At 42.3% G+C, this 20,240-nt stretch carries 20 protein-coding genes and 2 pseudogenes; 1 reads left to right on the top strand and 21 read right to left on the bottom strand.

The features are described from left to right. The 7 genes and pseudogenes from Q5866_RS19195 to Q5866_RS19225 all read right to left on the bottom strand — a co-directional run. A pseudogene (locus tag Q5866_RS19195) lies at positions 1 to 110 on the bottom strand (xanthine phosphoribosyltransferase); the annotation flags it as partial. A gap of 62 nt (positions 111 to 172) precedes the next feature. Beyond that, on the bottom strand, positions 173 to 1,687 hold the full coding sequence (locus Q5866_RS19200) for a PQQ-binding-like beta-propeller repeat protein (RefSeq protein ID WP_303181927.1): 1,515 nt from the start codon (positions 1,685 to 1,687) through the stop codon (positions 173 to 175). Positions 1,688 to 1,822: 135 nt separating this feature from the next. Next, the gene (gene purL / locus Q5866_RS19205) at positions 1,823 to 5,518 is read right to left on the bottom strand and encodes a phosphoribosylformylglycinamidine synthase (RefSeq protein WP_303181928.1); all 3,696 of its coding nucleotides are present in this window, start codon (positions 5,516 to 5,518) and stop codon (positions 1,823 to 1,825) included. Positions 5,519 to 5,735: 217 nt separating this feature from the next. After that, the gene (locus Q5866_RS19210) at positions 5,736 to 6,374 is read right to left on the bottom strand and encodes a DUF6266 family protein (protein ID WP_303181930.1); all 639 of its coding nucleotides are present in this window, start codon (positions 6,372 to 6,374) and stop codon (positions 5,736 to 5,738) included. 29 nt (positions 6,375 to 6,403) lie between these two features. Next, complete coding sequence (locus tag Q5866_RS19215) at positions 6,404 to 7,027, bottom strand: hypothetical protein (RefSeq protein ID WP_303181931.1); 624 nt, start codon at positions 7,025 to 7,027, stop codon at positions 6,404 to 6,406. A gap of 18 nt (positions 7,028 to 7,045) precedes the next feature. Further along, positions 7,046 to 7,630, bottom strand: coding sequence for an N-acetylmuramoyl-L-alanine amidase (locus Q5866_RS19220; protein WP_303181932.1), 585 nt, complete (start codon positions 7,628 to 7,630; stop codon positions 7,046 to 7,048). Between the two features lie 31 nt (positions 7,631 to 7,661). Beyond that, a complete protein-coding gene (locus tag Q5866_RS19225) occupies positions 7,662 to 8,033 on the bottom strand; it encodes a hypothetical protein (RefSeq protein WP_303181934.1) in 372 nt (123 codons plus the stop codon). A gap of 219 nt (positions 8,034 to 8,252) precedes the next feature. Between Q5866_RS19225 and Q5866_RS19230 the strand changes: the two genes are divergently transcribed. Continuing rightward, the gene (locus Q5866_RS19230; protein WP_303181936.1) at positions 8,253 to 9,443 is read left to right on the top strand and encodes an ATP-binding protein; all 1,191 of its coding nucleotides are present in this window, start codon (positions 8,253 to 8,255) and stop codon (positions 9,441 to 9,443) included. A gap of 43 nt (positions 9,444 to 9,486) precedes the next feature. On the opposite strand, the gene Q5866_RS19235 is transcribed toward Q5866_RS19230, so the two are convergent. The 14 genes and pseudogenes from Q5866_RS19235 to Q5866_RS19300 form a co-directional block, all read right to left on the bottom strand. Further along, the gene (locus tag Q5866_RS19235; RefSeq protein WP_303181937.1) at positions 9,487 to 9,879 is read right to left on the bottom strand and encodes a LytTR family DNA-binding domain-containing protein; all 393 of its coding nucleotides are present in this window, start codon (positions 9,877 to 9,879) and stop codon (positions 9,487 to 9,489) included. Between the two features lie 160 nt (positions 9,880 to 10,039). Continuing rightward, positions 10,040 to 11,278 (bottom strand): DegT/DnrJ/EryC1/StrS aminotransferase family protein, encoded by a 1,239-nt coding sequence (locus Q5866_RS19240; RefSeq protein WP_303181939.1) that lies wholly within the window; start codon positions 11,276 to 11,278, stop codon positions 10,040 to 10,042. Positions 11,279 to 11,352: 74 nt separating this feature from the next. Further along, positions 11,353 to 11,955: an MBL fold metallo-hydrolase gene (locus tag Q5866_RS19245; RefSeq protein ID WP_303181941.1), complete on the bottom strand. Its 603-nt coding sequence runs from the start codon at positions 11,953 to 11,955 to the stop codon at positions 11,353 to 11,355. 18 nt (positions 11,956 to 11,973) lie between these two features. Further along, on the bottom strand, positions 11,974 to 12,888 hold the full coding sequence (locus tag Q5866_RS19250; RefSeq protein WP_303181943.1) for an aldo/keto reductase: 915 nt from the start codon (positions 12,886 to 12,888) through the stop codon (positions 11,974 to 11,976). A 17-nt stretch (positions 12,889 to 12,905) separates the two neighbouring features. Then, the gene (locus Q5866_RS19255; RefSeq protein WP_303181945.1) at positions 12,906 to 13,895 is read right to left on the bottom strand and encodes a sugar-transfer associated ATP-grasp domain-containing protein; all 990 of its coding nucleotides are present in this window, start codon (positions 13,893 to 13,895) and stop codon (positions 12,906 to 12,908) included. A gap of 14 nt (positions 13,896 to 13,909) precedes the next feature. Continuing rightward, a complete protein-coding gene (locus Q5866_RS19260) occupies positions 13,910 to 14,977 on the bottom strand; it encodes a 3-oxoacyl-ACP synthase III family protein (RefSeq protein ID WP_303181947.1) in 1,068 nt (355 codons plus the stop codon). Between the two features lie 6 nt (positions 14,978 to 14,983). Continuing rightward, on the bottom strand, positions 14,984 to 16,432 hold the full coding sequence (locus Q5866_RS19265) for a class I adenylate-forming enzyme family protein (RefSeq protein ID WP_303181949.1): 1,449 nt from the start codon (positions 16,430 to 16,432) through the stop codon (positions 14,984 to 14,986). An 8-nt stretch (positions 16,433 to 16,440) separates the two neighbouring features. Next, entirely contained in the window at positions 16,441 to 16,674 is a 234-nt protein-coding gene (locus Q5866_RS19270; protein ID WP_303181951.1) for an acyl carrier protein, read from the bottom strand. 10 nt (positions 16,675 to 16,684) lie between these two features. Next, on the bottom strand, positions 16,685 to 17,434 hold the full coding sequence (locus Q5866_RS19275; RefSeq protein ID WP_303181953.1) for an SDR family NAD(P)-dependent oxidoreductase: 750 nt from the start codon (positions 17,432 to 17,434) through the stop codon (positions 16,685 to 16,687). Continuing rightward, positions 17,434 to 18,468, bottom strand: coding sequence for a ketoacyl-ACP synthase III (locus tag Q5866_RS19280; protein WP_303181954.1), 1,035 nt, complete (start codon positions 18,466 to 18,468; stop codon positions 17,434 to 17,436). Before Q5866_RS19280 ends, Q5866_RS19275 begins: the two co-directional genes overlap by 1 nt. 1 nt (position 18,469) lies before the next feature. Continuing rightward, positions 18,470 to 18,703, bottom strand: coding sequence for an acyl carrier protein (locus Q5866_RS19285; protein WP_303181956.1), 234 nt, complete (start codon positions 18,701 to 18,703; stop codon positions 18,470 to 18,472). A gap of 28 nt (positions 18,704 to 18,731) precedes the next feature. Continuing rightward, positions 18,732 to 19,379 (bottom strand): serine acetyltransferase, encoded by a 648-nt coding sequence (locus tag Q5866_RS19290; RefSeq protein WP_303181957.1) that lies wholly within the window; start codon positions 19,377 to 19,379, stop codon positions 18,732 to 18,734. Positions 19,380 to 19,384: 5 nt separating this feature from the next. Beyond that, a complete protein-coding gene (locus Q5866_RS19295; RefSeq protein WP_303181959.1) occupies positions 19,385 to 19,993 on the bottom strand; it encodes a sugar transferase in 609 nt (202 codons plus the stop codon). Between the two features lie 8 nt (positions 19,994 to 20,001). Continuing rightward, positions 20,002 to 20,240 (bottom strand): annotated as a pseudogene (locus tag Q5866_RS19300) (glycosyltransferase WbuB); the annotation flags it as partial.

Below are 20,240 nucleotides of genomic sequence, written 5' to 3' on the forward strand. Positions count from 1 at the left end.
GACTTCATCAGGAGCGGGTCCATTTGATGATTAATAAAACTGTCCACTTTCAGAATGCCGCCTTCAAAGCATTTACCGTCTTGTAGTATTCTCTTTTTAAGTAGTTCCATATACCGAATGATTATTGCACGTTTACACTGTCTAAAGGGCAAAAGTACAAAATTTTCTTGGCTTACCTTATAATACTTTCCAAATCTACAATCACAATCCGGTTATTCTGCGCATCAAAAAGTTTATCCCCTATCCGCACCGATTCTTTTCCCACTTTCAGATGTGCCACGAGCTCTCCACCGGGATTTACGACCATGGTTTCGTCCTCGTTCGCTAAAAAATGATATCCCCGGTAAGCCATATAACTTACCCAATACTGTCCCGGTCGCAGCCATGCATAAGACACCATATCCCCGTTCACGCGCAATATCGCCTGCTGATTCGTGAATACATAAGTTTTCGTGGAATCACATTCGTATAAACTCTTGTACAGAGAATGCTCGTCCATCACGAAAACATTCTCGCTTACCAGATATTTCATGGCATCTTTCTCCTGATCGTATATAAATTTAAGAGGAGAAATACCCCGTATACTATCTATCGGGAATTTAAGCATATACTTTTCAAACAAGGTGTATAACGTGTCGCCTCGCAATTGCACGTAATTAATTTTGCCCAACTCCTTGGGATAGGCCGAAAAAGAATTTTGAAATCCCGTTTCTTTGTTGAACGAAGCGATAAAAGTCTGTCCCCATGCGGGATAAAGAGTACCCACTTTACCATACCCTAAACTGACCATATATAACAAATTGTCCTTAGTGAACAGCAAAGACTGAGCGGCGATTTTGCGGGGCACTCCCTGCAGCCACAATACTTTCCCGTTTCTATCCAAACAGAATACCCGATCACATGAGGCCACGTAAATCTTATCATCTTCCATGTAAATATTCGATACCAGACTCTGCATTAACTCTTCTTTCCCCCGCTCGAACGGCAGATCTTTCAAAAACAGCTCATGCCGCCAGACCTTCCCGCTTTTCACGTTGAGCCCGTACAATGCGTCGGAAACCACAAACACAAGGGAATCATCCTTCCCGTTCATCTCCGTCCAACCGTATTTAGTATATAAATGGTTTTCCCATAAAACTTCACCGGTCTTCACGTCAACACCCTGCAACTTCGGGCGAGGTGACGATGATGTCAATTTGTACCCCATCGCTATTCCCCATTTTTCACTTGCGTGCGAAAAGTGATTTTTATGCTGCCATAAAATCTTTCCCGTGTTACGGTCATAACAGGCAGTGTTATTTCCGGCTTCCAACAACAATATACTTCCGATAGGATTCAGCCGCTCGTATTCATTATTTATTTTCTCGCGCCATAACACTTTTTCATTCTCCGCGTCCACGGTTAACAACACCCCCGCGTTCAAAGGATTTCCTGATCGGGATAACCTTTCCAATTGCACGAATAAAGAAAGATTTATCGTATCCGGATACATGTAACGTATATTCCCGTCAAAAACAATTTCCCGTCCCGTGATATTTATTTGACGTTCATAATCCCTACCCACGATACGGTTGGCTATTTCTTCATCGTCAACTTTACGGCGGGCTTGTGCGTCCGCCTCGGGAACAATCATCACGCATACCAAAATCAATATAGAAAAACGTATAAAATGTAATGTTGTAACCATAAGTGCGGACTTTTAAATCTATTTCTACAAATATAGAATATTTCTTTAAAGAAAAAAAGAAGGTTCATAAAGTCAAGGAATATATCCCTACAACTTTACGAACCTTATAAACCTTATGAACTTTATAAACTCAGCCTAAAGTCCTTTTTGTTTCTCAACCCACAACCGTGCATTCACGAATGCCTCTATCCACGGGCTCACTTCGTCATTTTCACGTCCCTCTGCATAATACGCCCAGTTCCACGGATGTATAGAACGTTCCAAATGAGGCATTATCGCCAGATGACGCCCGTCCTTACTGCATATTGCCGCGGTGGCAAACGGCGAGCCGTTCGGGTTGGCGGGATACGTGTCATGCGAGTAACGTACCGGGATATTGTACTCTTCCTGACCGTAAGGCAGGTAGAATTTTCCTTCCCCGTGAGCAATCCAGATTCCCAATCGTGTTCCGGCCATAGTCTTCAACATCACGGAATTGTTTTCCTCGATATCGACACTCAGGAAAGCCGACTCCAACTTGTGGGAATCATTATGCAACATCTTCGCTTTCTCCTTGTGTTCCGGGTAAATCAAATCCAACTCCACCATCAACTGGCAACCGTTGCAAACCCCCAAGCTCAAAGTATCTTCACGTTTGTAGAAATTTTCCAAAGCGATACGAGCCTTCTCGTTATACTTGAAAGCTCCTGCCCAACCTTTAGCTGAACCGAGTACGTCCGAATTGGAGAATCCGCCCACGAACACGATAAAATTCACGTCTTCGAGAGTTTCCCTACCGGTAACCAAATCGGTCATATGCACGTCCTTCACGTCAAATCCAGCGAGATGCATTGCCCAAGCCGTTTCGCGCTCGCATTGGCATCCTTTCTCCCGGATAATAGCCGCCTTGATACCCGACGATTTCGTGCGGTTGCGATCTAATCCGAATTGTGCCAGTTTTCCCGTGAACGATGGGGCAAACTTGTATTTTAACTCGTGATGTTTGTAATTCTTGTATCTTTCAAGAGCTAATTCATTACCGCTCTGACGACGATCCAGCAAATAAGACGTCTTGAACCAAAGATCCCGCAAAGACGGAATATCGAGATTCAACACGGTAGCGTCCTTCTTGATATTCAACTTCCCGGCTTTACCCGTACGTCCCAAGAAGTTATAAGCTACCCCGGCTTCATCCAAGATAGCGGCAACCTTCTTGCAATCCTTGATTTGTACCAACACGCCCGGGTTTTCGGCAAACAATATCTTCACGATATCCTTCTCTGCTAAATAAGAGAAATCAATATCCAGTCCCAAACGATTGTCTGCAAAACACATCTCAAGCAACGCAGTAATCATACCTCCTGCCGAGATATCGTGTCCGGCAAGAATATACCCCTCGTCCACCAAACGCTGAACGGCAGTGAAAGCAGCGGCGAAATAATCTGCGTCCTTCACGTCCGGGGTTTCTCGTCCCACCTTGTTCAATATCTGGGCAAAACTGGAACCTCCCAATTTCAACTTATCGAAAGAGAAATCAATATAAACGATTTCCGTATCCTTATCCGCCTTCAATACCGGGGAAACGATTTTCTTCACGTCGATAACCTCTCCCACGGTAGAAACGATCAACGTACCCGGTGCGTATACTTTATCCTTGCCGTATTTCTGCGTCATGGAAAGGGAATCCTTTCCCGTCGGGATATTGATACCCAACTCTATCGCGAAATCACTGGCAGCTTGTACCGCTTTATACAAACGGGCATCCTCTCCGGCGTTCTTGCAGGGCCACATCCAGTTTGCCGACAGGGAAACACCCCGCAGTCCCTCTTCGACCGGAGCCCAGACTAAATTAGTCAAAGCCTCGGCAATAGCCAACCGGGAACCATTGGCAGGATCAGCCAATGCGGCAACCGGGGCATGCCCGATAGAAGTCGCGATACCTCTCTCCCCGTGATAATCCAATACCACGGCACCCAAATCGTTTAACGGCAATTGCAACGGTCCGGCACACTGCTGATGAGCCACCCGACCGGATACGGAACGGTCGACCTTGTTCGTCAACCAATCCTTACAAGCCACCGCTTCGATTTGTAATACCTGCTCGATATACTCTTCAACTTTATCGGCACTATATTCTATCTCTGCAAAGTGTTCTTTTTTACTCTTGTCCTCCATGATCGTCTTCGGCGGATTCCCGAACATATCGGTCATCTCCAAGTCGATTGGCTTCTCCCCGGTCTTCCCGTCCTCGAACACGAAACGGTGATCTCCGGTCGTTTCCCCTATCACGTACATCGGTGCGCGTTCGCGGTCAGCCACCCGTTGCAATGTTGCCACGTCCCCGGATTTAATCACGAGTCCCATGCGCTCCTGCGATTCGTTACCCACGATCTCCTTGTCGGAAAGTGTCGGATCACCCACGGGCAACTTATCCAGATGAATCAAACCTCCCGTTTCTTCCACCAATTCGGACAAGCAATTCAAATGCCCGCCTGCCCCGTGGTCATGAATAGACACGATCGGGTTATTCTCGTTTTCCGCCATAGAACGGATCGCGTTACATACCCGACGTTGCATTTCCGGGTTGGAACGTTGCACGGCATTCAACTCGATAGCGTTGGCATACACACCCGTGTCAACTGATGAAACGGCTCCGCCACCCATACCGATACGATAGTTGTCGCCACCCAACAACACAACTTCCTCACCTACCTCCGGGGTATGTTTCGTTGCTTGGTCTTTATTACCGAACCCGATACCCCCGGCTTGCATGATCACCTTGTCGTAACCATACGTTTTCTCGTGTTCCTCGTGCTCGAAAGTCAGCACGGAACCCACGATTAGCGGTTGACCGAATTTATTACCGAAATCCGAAGCCCCGTTCGAAGCTTTGATTAATATATCTTCCGGAGTCTGGTACAACCACTTCCGGGGATCAATAGCCTGTTCCCACGGGCGGTCTGCGTCCAAGCGAGGGTAGGAAGTCATGTAAACAGCCGTACCCGCTAACGGAAGAGAAGCCTGCCCCCCGGCAATACGGTCGCGAATTTCACCACCCGTACCGGTTGCAGCTCCATTGAAAGGCTCTACCGTTGTTGGGAAATTGTGCGTTTCCGCTTTCAACGAAATCACCGTGTTGATATCCCTCTGCGTGTAGAAATCCGGTTTATCCTGTGATACCGGGGCAAATTGCACGCTGGCAGGTCCCTCGATAAAAGCACAGTTATCCTTGTAAGCCGATACAATACGATTAGGATTCGTCTTGGAAGTCTTCTTGATCATGGCAAACAAGCTTTCCTCCTGCTCTTCCCCGTCAATAATAAACCTTCCGTTAAAAATCTTGTGCCGGCAATGCTCCGAATTCACTTGCGAGAACCCGAACACTTCCGAATCCGTCAAACGACGGTTCAACTTCTTGCTCAAACTCTCCAAATAAGAAATCTCGTCCTCGTTCAAAGCCAACCCTTCCTGTTGATTGTAAACCCGTATATCCTCGATATACACGATCGGATCCGGCTTCTTGTCAATCGTGAATGTATCTTGATTTAACCCCTTGTAGAATGCTTGAAGCATCGGGTCAAAAGTTGCTTTCTCATCTTCAACGCGAGTAAATTCCTCGATCCTCAATATCCCGGCAATCCCCATGTTCTGTGTAATCTCCACGGCATTCGTGCTCCACGGGGTAATCATTTCCCGGCGAGGCCCCACGAAAAAGCTATCCAGAACATCCTCCCGCACTCTCTTCGCACCACTGAACAACCATTCTAATTTACTTACGTCTAAAGGATTTTCCGTATCTTTATAGTGTACGGCATACACTGTTGCATCTTTTTGATAGAATACTATAGCCATGCGTTTTATTTGTTTATTTTCAACTACACGTGTTCGCACCGCGAATATAATAAAAAATTCCCCGCCAGCCTCTCAACTTGCGGGGAAAAAACCGAACAATTCGCATGAAACCGCTTTTTGCCCGGTCCATAAAGTCGAGCCTTCGGCTCTTAAGGTTCATAAAGTCCATAGACCTTATAAACTTTATAAACCTTTGACTAATAGGGCAAAAAAAACACTACTCCGGTTGAACCGTCACGCTATTCGACGCCTTTCGCTTGTCCTTCGACAACATGAAAGCGTAAAACACGAGATTCTCTTTACTCCATCCCTCGTCCATAGCGATCGATGTTGAACCCGCTTCCTTGCGGTTCCGGCAAGCTTCCACGATCATCTCCTTCTTGGTCTTCTCGTAAATCACCACGTGCAACACGTCTGTCGGGTTAGCTACCGTGTTCCACCGAGTTTGAGCCTCCTGTGAAACCATCACCTTACCGTTCTCCTCGTCCACCGTGATAATCACTTTACCGTTTTGTAAAGAACCGGCGGCACACTTGAGTTTTTCGAAATCAATCGTGGGCTCGTAATTCTCGTCCACCGTCACCGCCGCCATGTTCGATGACACGAACGCGTTATAGAACGTGCTTCCTCCCTTGCGTCCCGGGAAACCGAGGGCTGCCGCCGGGGCAAAATACCGGGAAACCTCTTCCAGTGCCTTCAACTTCGCCCGTTGCGTCAATTGTGCGGGTGTCCGCGGGTTACGCACCGTGTTCCTCTTGCCTCGTGCGATACTGTACCCGTTAGCACCGGCGTACATCGTCACGTTAGCCACTGATTTTCTCACATCTCCTAACAAAAATGATTTAAATAATGCCATAATCTCAAATTTTAAAATAAAAAATATATTCATAACACGAAATGTAAATTCTCCGAGAAATCATCTCTCCCCGCTGACCCGAAGAAACAATAAAAATGCACCTTCCCCCTCTCCTCGGTCGTGAGTTCTACTTCGGCAATTTCATTCTCCCGGGTCGCCCCGGTTTCTCCCAGTTCGATAATCCGAAAATCCTTGTCCTCCGTCATCACCACGCACCACAATTCGTCTGCCAGCCGCTCATCGCTCAACATCTTCTCATTCCTCCACGTCAACCGAACCTTATCGCCTTCCCGGTACGCTTGTAAATCATGGGGCAAACCCAAGCCTCCCGAGCTGAAACGCACCAAATCATACAGCAATGCCGTCCCGTTAAACGCCCGGATATTAGCCTGCACGAAAAGATTATACGCCGAACGCTTCTTTCTCCGCCCCACGGCCTGCCACACGAGAGCCAATAGCGTCTGCCGGACAACCCCGTAAAACGTGACCGTTCCCCGCATTCTCTCCCTGTAATACAATTGCAACTCCGAACGACAATCCTTCACCTGTCCCGGGGATGTTCTCATGTAAAGTTTATCCCCTACCTGATAATAAATTACCCTCCCTATCTGCCCCGAAAAACAATTAAACACACTTGAATAACAACGAGCCATAACAACCTCCTTTTCTAATTAATTAAACTTTAATCTCTTCTTCAACTCCTCGAAGGGAAATGCCGGTCCCGGGTCTACCTTTCGTGAAGTGATATCCGAATGCCTCACCAGATATTTGATCTTGTACCTTTCTTTCAGCAAGCGGCAAACCTCTTCCAGAATTTTAAACTGCCCCTCGGTAAACAGATGCCAGTACCTCGCTCTCCCTTCTATCTCGGTCGTGTACACCTGCTCGGGAGAATATTCCCGCCCGAAATACGAGTAATACCTGTCGCCTACCCGTTGCAACTCCCCGGCGTTATCCAACTCTATGCCGATCGAACAATCATTCAAGTTCACCCTTCCGGCATGGTAACTCTTCCCCGCGTGCCACGCTTTCATGTCAAAAGACAACAACTGGAATATCTCCCCGTCCCGACCAATCACCACGTGAGCCGATACTCCCGTGTCCGGTCTGCTCAAGTAAAGGGCGGACGAAACAGCGCTTGCACCTCCCGTCCCGTGCAGCACGATAGTATCCGAGTGCGATAACCTCACGTTGCATTTCGAACACTGTAAATACTTCACGTTATCCCCGAACAACAAATTGTCAATAATTTCCATAACACTTCAAATTTAAAATGAAACACATGCCTTATTTCTGTCTTCGGGACAACAGGTTACCGGTAATCGTTTCCCCGCTTCTACCAATCACGTACCCACCTATCCCGATTTCCAGTAAATCCCAAAAACGGGAAGTGTCGGACAACATTGACGACTCCGTGAATACTCCCAGTACAACCAATAACGTGAGCACCAGCATCACCATCGGACGCCACGACCGTTGCAACCAATTTCCCCGCATCTCATCACCCACTGCCGCCGACTGTTCACGCACCAGCTCACTTTTGTAACGATACACCAGAGATTGAATCTCCTCCTGTATCTTCTGTTTTTCTCTCGAGGACACCGACAATCGATTCACGATATCCCCGAGCTCTCTAATCACGTTTTGTAATACTCCCATAATCTTTTGTAATTTTTAATTGTATTCCAAAAGTACATCCCGAAACGCCCTTTACCAAACGAAATTATCTGAATGCCCCGATTTATTATCTGAATGCCCGGAAAAATTATCTAAACGAAACTTGTTCTATTAAAATAAATCACATACCTTTGAAACGGATTGAACATTTTTGTTCATTCTATTGAACATTTTACAAGAATAGATTGAACATTTGGGAAAATGAAATATAAAAGAGCACCATTCACGGAAATACTTCATCGTATTAATGAACCACGCGGTAAAATGCAGGTCATTGTCGGACCTCGACAAGTAGGAAAATCCACGCTAATCGGTCAAATTCTGGAAGAATGTACCTTACCTTTTGACAGTTATTCGGCTGATGATGTCACCGGAGTATCTGCCGATTGGCTTGCCCAAGTATGGGAATCCCAAAGAATGAAAATGTCTGCACGGGGGGAATCAAAAAGACTCATGGTTATAGATGAGATTCAAAAAATTAAAAATTGGAGTGAAACAGTTAAAGCAGAATGGGATCGTGACACAAGAGAGAAGCGAGAACTGGTTATTGTATTGCTTGGCTCCTCTAGAATGCTTATAGAAAAAGGATTAACAGAATCTCTTGCCGGAAGATTTGAACTTATACGTCTTTCTCATTGGACCTATACAGAGATGAAAGACTGTTTCGGTTGGTCGTTACAACAATATGTCTATTTTGGTGGTTATCCCGGTGCTGCACAATTCATCAATAACGAAAATCGCTGGAGAAACTACGTGAAAGATTCTTTAATTGAACCCTCCATCTCCAAAGACATTCTGATGGACACCAAAATCATGAAACCGCAACTCTTGCGACAATTGTTTGAACTGGGAAGTAGCTATAGTGGTGAACTTTTATCATTGACTAAAATTGCGGCACAATTACAAGATACCGGAAATGTCACCACCCTTGCTGGTTATCTTCATTTACTTGATGAATGTGGTCTTCTATGCGGTTTACAGAAATTCGCGGAAGACGATGCAAGGAAGTACAACTCAGTTCCTAAATTTCAAGTACACAATAATGCACTCCGTAATGTTTATATAGATGACGATTTTTCTGAAGTGATTGAAGACCCTAAATTATGGGGTAGATATATTGAATCCGCGATAGGTGCATACCTTGTCAGTCAAGCACAAATTAATGATTATAAGGTATACTATTGGAGAGATCATAAAGACGAAGTCGATTTCATTCTTGTTCGACGGAAGAAAAAAATAGCCATAGAAGTTAAAAGTGGAAGGAGAACTACCAATCAAGGAATATCCGTCTTCACAAAAACTTATAAACCGTACAAAGCCTTAATTATCGGTTCCGGAGGATTATCATTTGAAGAATTTCTTTCTATGGATATTAACCTGCTTTTCAAATAAAAGTCATCTCACAAGCACGATTAATAATTAACGATTTTATCTTCTATGCACTTTTATCCCCTTCCCCCTTTTTCTCCGGTCTAAAATTCCAAAACACGAAACACCCGAATACCTCCTCCCGGTAACGGGAACTCATCGGTATCAAAATATCATCAATGCAGATTGTGTTATTGACAAACCCCTCAATCTCCCAAAGATTCACGATATAACTCCGGTGAACCCGCCGAAACATATTCCTCGGCAACAACAGTTCGGTTGCCACAAGAGGATTGGTGACGAAAAGCGTGGACCGATCCCGAAAATAAATACGACTATAACATCCCGAAGCTTCCACGTACAGAATTTCCGAGTAAAAATATCTCACTGTGCGTTCACCTTTACGTATAAAAAAACGGTCTCCCACGAGACGTTGCGATTGATCATTCAATTCTTTCATAAATCTGTAGTTTTATATTTCGTGAAATGACCTTTTTCATGTACAGGGAAACAATACCCACAAAAACGACCAGAGGCTGTGTCAAAAAACACAGCCTCTGGTCTAAATCACTCAATCGCCCAATCGTAAATCATAAATTGGTAAATCTCCCAATCGACAATCATAAATTCATTCTGATTTGTTCAACGATATATTCCACGTCATCATCCGTCACGCAAGGACCACTAGGCAAACAGAGCCCCGTTTTAAACAACGACTCGCTCACCCCGTTCACGTGACAAGGATTATTTCTATAAACAGGCTGCAAATGCATCGGTTTCCACAACGGGCGACTCTCTACCCCCGCCCGATCCAACGCCAACCGCATCGCCTCCACGTTCCGGTTAGGCTCGCAAGTCGTGTGTAAAGCCGAAGCCGCCCGGGTTACTCCCGCCGCTCCACCAATGGCTCCTTGTACCGCTTCCTCGTAAGCGTGTTCCTCGCCCTTGACATGCAAATCCGGCTCAAGAGTCACCGTGCAAAGCCAAAAATTACTGTCATAACATGACGACGGGTTCTCGTGAAGGGTCACACCATCTACCCCCTTTAACAACTCCCGGTACAACGCTTGCACGTGCTTGTGATGCGCCACGTGCTCGTCCACTACCGTCATCTGTCCCCGCCCGATTCCGGCACAGATATTCGACATCCGGTAATTATAACCGATCTTCTCGTGCTGGTAATAAGGATAAGCCTCACGCCCTTGCGTCGCGTAAAACATCACTTCCCGCTTCGCCCCCTCGTCCGGGCAAATCAACGCCCCGCCACCGCTCGTGGTGATCATCTTGTTCCCGTTAAACGACAACACCCCGTAACGCCCGAACGTCCCAAGCACTTGCCCTCGATACCTCGAACCGAATCCCTCGGCGGCATCCTCTATCACGGGAATATCGTAACGGGTGGCTATCTCAAGGATTCGCTCGCAATCGTATGGCATCCCGTAAAGCGCCACCGGGATAATCGCTTTCGGTTTACGCCCGGTCTTGGCTACCCGATCCTTGATCGCCTCCTCCAGCAAATCCGGATCCATGTTCCAACTATCAGCTTCCGAATCCACGAACACCGGGGTAGCTCCTAGATAAGTCACCGGGTGAGCCGAGGCACAAAACGTGAACGACTGCACGATCACCTCGTCACTAGCCCCAACACCGCAAGCCAACAACGCCAAATGCACCGCCGCCGTTCCGGCTGATAACGCCACCACTTCTTTACCCCCTCCTACAAATAGCTTGATATCCTCCTCGAAACCGTTCACGTTCGGTCCCAGCGGCACCACCCAGTTCGTGTCAAATGCCTCTTGTATATACTTCTGCTCTTCACCCGACATATGTGCCAAGCAAAGATAAATTCGCTTATCCATAAATTTTATGATTAAATAACGACAAAAATCTTAAACAGCCAAAATTTCATTCCCCATCTTTTGACAAGAATTCCTTATCTCTGAATTGATTTCCCTTTCACCATTCCGCCATGTCCGGGACAAATAATCGTATTTTCGGTTATACACGCTCGAATCTTTTCCAAACTCGCCTCACTAGTCTCCTTATCACTTCCCGGTAAATTCGTTACCATTTTTACTCCCGGAATAAAAGAATCTCCTGTAAAAAGATAATCTTCTGCCTGGTAACTTAAACAACTTTTATCATGTCCCGGGGTTTCCATCACTTTCATTACTACATTATCAAATAACAATACTTTATCAGCTTCACGTATTACTCGTAGATTAAGTGATGTTAATTCTATCAATGATACACACTCTTGATAACGTGAGAAATTCAACTTACTTGACGCAAGCGCCCGCATTCCAAATCCCGAGGTATATACCAGACAATCTGGAAATCTTGATGTCACACCTTCAATTCCATAAATATGATCAAAGTGGGTATGTGTTAAGAATACAGCTTTTACCACACATTCCTCGCACAAGTTCGACACCTCCTGCACATCCCCACAATCCACAAGATAAGCAATTCCTCCGTCTCGCAAGACAAAAGTGTTAGAAGAAAATACCCTATTCACAATTCGTCGTACTTGCATACAAATTCTATTATTTTTCTAAAAACCTTTCCAATCTTTATATTTTTTAGGTAATCCTCGAAAAGCATTATATGGATTATAATTCAAAAACTTCCCTTGATCGAGGGAATCGATTATTATCATTTCTTCATCAGTTAAAGCAAAATCAAATAACGAAATATTCTCTTTCAAGTGAATATCATTCCATGTTTTAGGTATTACAATAATCTTTTGCTGTATTAACCAGCGTAAGATAACTTGTGCAACACTCTTTTTATATTTTTCCGCAATCGGCTGAATCACGACATTTTCCAAAATTTCATTCCGAGGCATATTAGACCTGAAATGACTAAATGTAGACATAGCTTCAACTTGTATTCCTCTGTCTTCACAATATTTTATCAATTCTTTTTGTGTATTCAATGGACTTATTTCAAATTGATTTACAGCTGGCACTACATCTGAAATTTCTTTTAATGCTTCAAGATGTGGGGGTAGACACGAACAAACACCTATAGCACGAATACGTCCTTCTTTATAAAATTTAGTAAGTTGCTTATACATCTTACGATAAATTGGCCATGGCCAATGTACTAAAAATAAATCGATATAATCTGTTGCCAAATTATCAAAACTTTCTTGGATAGCTTTACTTACAGGTTTAAACGAGCGAACGTTTATAATAGAATGTTTGCCATACCAGTAACCAAAATAATACAATGCATCTGCATTTACCTTTGTTGTGATAAAAACATCTTCCCTTTTTATACCATTACTTTTTAACGCTCTTGCTATATCAGCTTCATTGTGATATCTCCAAGCTGTATCAAATTGACGATACCCCATTTCATACGCTTGGGCTATAGTTCTTGATAAATTCTCCTTTGGTATAAGAAAAGTTCCAAGTCCCACTTGAGGCATTCTCACTCCATTATTAAGTGTAATATATTCCATGATATTTTATATAATGATTATTTCCATTCAAGCATCTTATGCCACATACCACCCCCTGAAGCTATTTGTGTTATATCCTCTCCTGGGGGAATATTCTCTTCGAGAAGTTCTATTCCATCAGGAGTTAAAGCGATATCCCATCCCACGTATCTAGCCTCTGGTTCCACAAACGCTATTTCCTTTATCAAATCCACGCATTTAAAGAAATTTTGGACAGAGAATCCCTCAAATACAATCTTCGAATAAGGATGAATAGCGTATGACATACAATGCATTCCCTTTGCCTCACCTTTCATTTTACCGGTAGCTAAATCTATAGCACAAGCCATTCCTCCATCATGGTAATTATCCGTTATAGAGATACCATTCCCCATACGCAACAAAGATGCTATTATATGAAGTTTATTGTCTTTATCGATCACTGTCACAAATCTTAATGTGTTTAATGAGCCAGGTGCTATTTCTTTCAAAGAATCACAATTCGTAACAAATTCCTCTATAATATATTTATCCTTATTGATTAATATTTTTAGCCGATTCATCTTCTCTTGATAATCATCCATTTTCGGTTGTATCAAAAAAACACCTTTTCCCCCATACTCTGATAACGGCTTTACAATAACACCATCATAACGAGAAATAAAAGTTTCAATCTCTTCAAAAGAATATCCCTCCGTTGTAATCCACCCTCTTTTTATATACTTATGAAATCTTTCATTAAAAGCAGCTTTATCAAGGAATAGCTGATAAACTGAGCGCGTACTAAAAGAAAAACGTAAAACATCATTTCGCCTCAATGAAATGTACGAATCACGCTCTTGATTCGTTTTTTTCCAAAACTCGAACGTGCAATAATCATTAAAATCTGCCCCATAGCGAAGAAAACAGTAAACCAAATCAAAATACGTTACAATCTGATTCTGGTTGAATTTATCTTTAATAAAAGCACTATTTCTCCAACTAGAATAACAATATTTCAATACTGTTTTTACTTTATAAAATTTCATAAGTATTTATATTGCTAATATTCATAATCCATCATAACTACTGCCTTGAGATTCTCCATGTGATAGTGAATCGAAGCCCATGCTAATCCCACACCAAAACCACAACCAAGACAATCATACGAACCATTTTTCAACTCGTTTGCCTTACAAGCGACCATAGTCAAGGGAATCGATGCACTATTGGTATTACCATAATCCTGTAAACAATAGGGTACTTTTTCTTCTGGCATTCCCATTTTTTTACGAATACGTTCATCTATATATTTATTCGCTTGATGCAAAAACAAGTAATCAATCTTTTCCACGTCAATATTAAAATGTTCTACTAGCTCCATCAAAGAACGCGGAGGAACCTTTATCGCAAATGAAAACACGTCCATCCCATGTACCACCATATCAATTCCCCGACGAATAATACCCGGCTCTATTTCTTTCTCTTTTATAGAATCCAAAGTAATCGGGTTACGCGTACCGCCATATTCTGTCCAAACTGCCCTATAACCACTTCCATCAACACCAAAGTTAAATTGGAATGATTTATCCCAACTGGCATCATACTCGAGAGCGGTTACTGTTGCGGCATCCCCAAACAAAGGTTTCACGGTCTTGTCTTTTGGCGAACGATTTAAAGAATTTGTTTCAGCACAAACCAGCAATCCCCGTTTCAATTGCCCATGACTAAGAAGAGAAGCCAAATTGCTTATTCCATATACCCACCCAGAACACCCGAGTGGAAGATCAAGACAATAACAATCTTTACGAAATCCTAAACGATCTTGAAGAATAGCGGATGTAATAGGTGCTATATAATCCCGTGAAGTACAAACATATATCAAAGAATCTATACTATCTTCTCTCCATTCCATTTCTTTTAGTAACCGATTTATCGCTTGGTAAGTCAAGTCACTAGCTGTTGTTCCTGGTTTCACCACACGCTTTCGCTCGATTCCGGTAGAAGCGATCACTTTTTCCGCTTCTGCAACCTCGTTGAACACAGGTAAAAATATATTTTCTTCTATTGTGGGAGGAACACAAGCCACCATTCCCACTATCTTCACGTTATTTATTGTCAAAAATGCCATATCTGGTTATTTTATTTTCAATCTTTGCTTTTTCCCCGATGGTGTCATCGGAATTTTATCAATCCAATCATATGCAACCGGTCGTTTATAAATCTCTAATTTACTTGCTAGTGTATTAGCTATTTCCTCAAAAGTAAGTGTTGTAGCCCCACGTGGGATATAACACATTACGACCTCTCCCAAAATTCCTTGCTTGTCTTCCATCGGTACACACACGCAATCTTTTACTCCCAAAGCGATAATAGCGTCTTCTACCTCCATGGGAGAAACTTTCTTGCCTCCCACATTAATCATCTCCTTCTCCCTGCCAAGTAAATAAATATAGCCATCTGAATTTATATAACCGTAATCTCCCGTTCTAAAATATTCCCCCCAAAAAGCAATTCGAGTATCTGCTTCCTCCAAGTAATGACGAAACACTATATTCCCTTTCACACACAATTCTCCTCTTGTGCTGACAGGCAGCATAACCCCCTGAAAATCAAACACTTTCAAATCCACATCGTCGCATACAGGCTTTCCTATAGAATCGAGATGCTCCGTATCATGGAATTCTATAAAACAATTACGGGACGCCTCTGTCAAACCGTAATGCATACAAATTCGCGTGGAGGGAAACATCGCAAGTAATTCTTTCTTTGCTTCAAGTGGCATGGCTGCACTACCTATCTCAATATACTTGATTTGACACGCATATTGGGCAATACGAGTCCCGCTCATTTTCCTGATATACGCCCAAGCAGCCGGAACAATACCAAAACCTGTCACGTGATATTTTTCTACACTTTTCAAGAAAAGTTTTACATTAGCAAAGCTACTCAAAATAACAATAGTTGCTCCTAGTAAAAGATTACAACGAAGTCTACCCATCCCAAAAGAGTGACAAATCGGAAGTCCCAAAAGTTCTACATCACGTTCCGTATTTTGAATATATCCGTTGATGTTTAACGCTGACGAAAAAATATTATTATACGATAGGCACACTCCTTTAGGAGCTCCCGTCGTTCCTGTTGTGAATAATATTTCGGCAATGTCATTCTCGTTTAAAAGCACAGGATATTCCCAAAGTTCATCAACAGAAGCTATATCCAAATCTTTAAACATTTTAAATGAAAAACGATCACTTGCATAACCAAAAACATATTTTGGATTAACTTTATTTTCGATATATCGTAATCTTTCTTCATTCTGCGTGACATCAACAATCACATTAATAGCTCCGATAACATGAGCCCCGAAATAAAGATAAATATACTCAATTTCTTTTTGGGCAGATAATATTATTCGATCTCCCGCTTTAAGTCCCAAATTATAAAGAATCCATGCAGCCTTACGAATATTTCGCGCTAGTTCAACATAAGTCACTTCTTTATCATCAATAATTACAGCTGTTTTCCCAGGGAATCTCTCTGCATTTCTGAATACTGATTGCAATAAAATACTATGCTCGTGCATATTAAAATTTATTGTTTCAACTTTTTAATTTCCTCCACCCATGCATTAACATTGGTTATTTCGAAGATATCATCTTCTGGTACCATCACATCAAAAGTCTCTTCCAATTTGGCTAAAATCATAACTCCACGCATGGAATCAAAACCTTCCATATCAAAAAAATCCATATTACAATCGAGAGAATCTACCTCCCTTTCCATGCATTCCGCGATAATATTTATCACTTGTTCTTTTATATTCATACACTTCTTATTATCTAATTGAGATGCCTCCATCTAATATTATATCTTGACCTGTCATCCACGTGGTAGCATCCGATAACAGGTACACTGCCGAATAAGCAATCTCTTCCGGTTTTCCATACCGTCCTAAAGGATATAATTTTTCATTTTCCTTTAATTGCTCGTCCGACACGGTTCCCCTATGAATCAAAGGAGTCTCTACCATACCAGGACAAATACAATTCACTCGAATCTTACGAGAAGAAAACTCTTTTGCGCAAAATTTCATTATGCAATTCAAGGCGGCTTTTGAAGCCCCATAAATAGAATTTCCCCCACTAAAAATTTTTGTTCCCCCGAGGGAAGCAATTACAACCACACTACCTGCCGTATTTATTTTTTTCTTCTTGTATAAAAGCCGTAACAATTCTACCGGGGAAAAGAAATTAATGTTAAAAATATCATCAAACTTTTCCCTTGTTGCAAATTGATATGGTAATGTCAAGCCTTTACCAGCGCAAAGTACAATTCCATCCACCTTGTCAATAGCGTTCATTACAGCATCAATTCCCTCTTGTCGTGATAAATCTGCCACAACAATTTGATGCCCATCTCCTGTCAATTGTGAAAATGTTTCGTTCAAACGTACTTCCGAGCGAGCAGAAATTATCAATTTAGCTCCCATACGAGAGCACTCTATTGCGGTTGACTGCCCGATACCTGATGACGCACCCGTTACAAGTATTTTTTTACCGGACAGGGAAAAAGGAAAAGTTATCATTACAATTCAACCAATTTAGAAATTATCGGATTACTTAATTCAAAATATACAGTACCCCAGGAAAGACCAACACCAAAACCACATCCTATGATGGAAAGCGTTCTTTCTAGTGTTTCTTTCGCAAGTTGAGTAATAATGGTTAACGGGATTGAAGCAGAAGATGTATTACCGAAAGTCATCATGCTGTAAGGAAACTTCTCTTCCGATTGTTTCAATTTCGCACGAATCTTCTCGTTTATCATCCTATTAGCTTGATGTAACACGTAATAATCCACATCATCAAGAGATAATTCATATTGCTCTGCCAATTGCTTGATACTCTTTGGTGCAGTCGTGATTGCAAAAGAAAAAACATCCATACCTTTCATTCGAGTTTGAAGTTGATGTCTCATTCTTCCATCTTCACACATTTTCAATTCCAAATCTTCCGCTTTTAACTGGTTTCTAGTTCCCCCTACCGGTCGAATTATAGCATCGTATCCACTACCATCCGTACCCATGTGAAAATAAAAACCTTTGTCTCCTTTTTTATATTCTAATGCTGTCGCAGTACCCGCCATCCCAAATAACTGATCCGGTTCCTCGTTCGTATGTTTCCTTCCATCTCCAGCTAAAAGTAACGCTTTCTTCACGCATCCCCCACTCATCAATCCGGCTAAAGCAGCTATGCCATGAACCCATCCTGAACAACCCAACGAAATATCCAATGTCATACAATTTTTAGATAACCCAAGCCTATCCTGTAAAATACAAGAAGTGGCAGGCAAAATATAATCTGGCGTCTGAGAAACAAATATCAAAGCCTCAATTTCTTTTTTATCCCATTTCAGATCTTGTATTAATTGTTCTGTTGCCGCCAAGCACAAATCTGAAGCAGTAAAAGCGTTCGAATATCGTTTCTCTCTTACTCCCGTGCTTTTTATAAATTCCTCTGCCCCATATTTTGCTGTAGTAGATACAGCCGGAACAATATCCCGTGGCACACACCCGGCCATACCCACTACACTAATATCCTGAATACGAATAAATGACATATTAAACTCGACTTTTCACCACGTTATACAAATCTTCAATGGTAACAGATGATTTCATATCATCTCCTTTCAATGTTACATCAAATTCTTCATCAACCATCGCAATAATTGAAAGAGCTATCAAGGAAGAATATTCATCCAAATCATGAAACGCTGTTGAAGATGTAATTTCTGATACGTCCGTTTCATCAAACTGTTCTGCAAATAATGCAACAAATTCCTCTAGTGATTTCATTATTCTTTTAATTTTATAGTTAATAATATTACAATTCCATTTTTTTTGCAGGATTACCCATGTAAAGTTTTCCATCCTTAGGTTTAGTCATTAACACGCTACCAGCTCCCAAACGAATATGATTACCTATTTTTATTTGTTGTAAAATAATTGATCCAACACCAAAAAAGTTACTATCTCCCACGACGACTCCTCCAGATACACGAACCGCAGGCATAAAACAATTATAATTACCAACTTTATTATCATGCCCGAACACGACTGAACCATTAAACACATTAAAATCCCCAAAAGTCACGTTACAACTCACCAAACAATTACTTTGTATAATATTACCTTTACCCACATAAAATGTTTCCGGATCAATAATTTTAAAATTAGGGTGAATAATATTAGGAAAATTCACATGACTATTCTCTATTTTTTCCACAAGCATCGCGATAACTTTAGGATTACCCACTGCTATAACAACAGACAAGGTTTTATCCCAATTATTCAATTCTGTTATTCCTCCCAAACAAGAACCATAATGAGAAATCTCCTTACCCTTTAAAGCCACATTATCGTCAAAAAAACCCACTAAATTCCAAATTGGGGTTACCTCGTTAATTTGTCGAATCAAGCAAGCGACCTCTCGTCCAAAACCACTTGCTCCATATATTGCAATATCTTTCATAAACTCTAGTTATCTCCCGTGAAAGCCTCCATAGTGACACTTGTCCTCGAGGATATACCTTCTCGGATAAACACTTTCTTTATCGTTATAAAAACAATCTTTAAATCCAACAAAAAAGAACAATGATCCACGTACCACACGTCCAACTTGAATTTATCCGTCCACGAGATCGCGTTACGTCCATGACACTGTGCCCACCCCGTGATCCCTGGCCTCACCTCGTGACGACGGGCTTGTTCTTTACTATACAACGGCAAGTATTGCACAAGTAACGGTCTTGGACCGATCAACGCCATATCTCCTTTCAATACGTTAATCAATTGCGGCAACTCATCCAATGAAGTAGAACGCACGAATCTTCCCACCGGGGTAAGACGAACCGCATCCGGCAATAACTTACCCTCCGCATCTCGCTCGTCTGTCATACTCTTGAATTTGATCACTTTGAATATTTTTCCATCCTTCCCCGGGCGTTCTTGCGTGAAAAATGCTCCCGTACCTTTGTTAGCGTAGTGTAACCACATCGCAATCACGAGTAAAATAGGCCAAATTACCAACAGCACGCACAACACGATAATAAAATCAAAATACCGTTTAAAAAAATTCTTGTACATATTTACTGTTATCGGGGTAAATGTTTCATTATCGCTTGATAAGTATGTTCTACCGTGTAATTATTCAGATAAAATTCATACCCGTTCTCTCCCATACGTTTTATATCGGAAACCAGCATCTTGTCAACAGCATCCACGAAAGCATCCACCGAATTACTTAGACACCAGAAACCATACCCGTTCTCTTCTGCGATAACACCCATGTCACAATTCGGGTCTGTAACGGCTACTATCGGTTTACGTTCCA

The sequence above is a fragment of the uncultured Butyricimonas sp. genome, assembly GCF_959596855.1.
Classification (GTDB): Bacteria; Bacteroidota; Bacteroidia; order Bacteroidales; family Marinifilaceae; genus Butyricimonas; species Butyricimonas muris.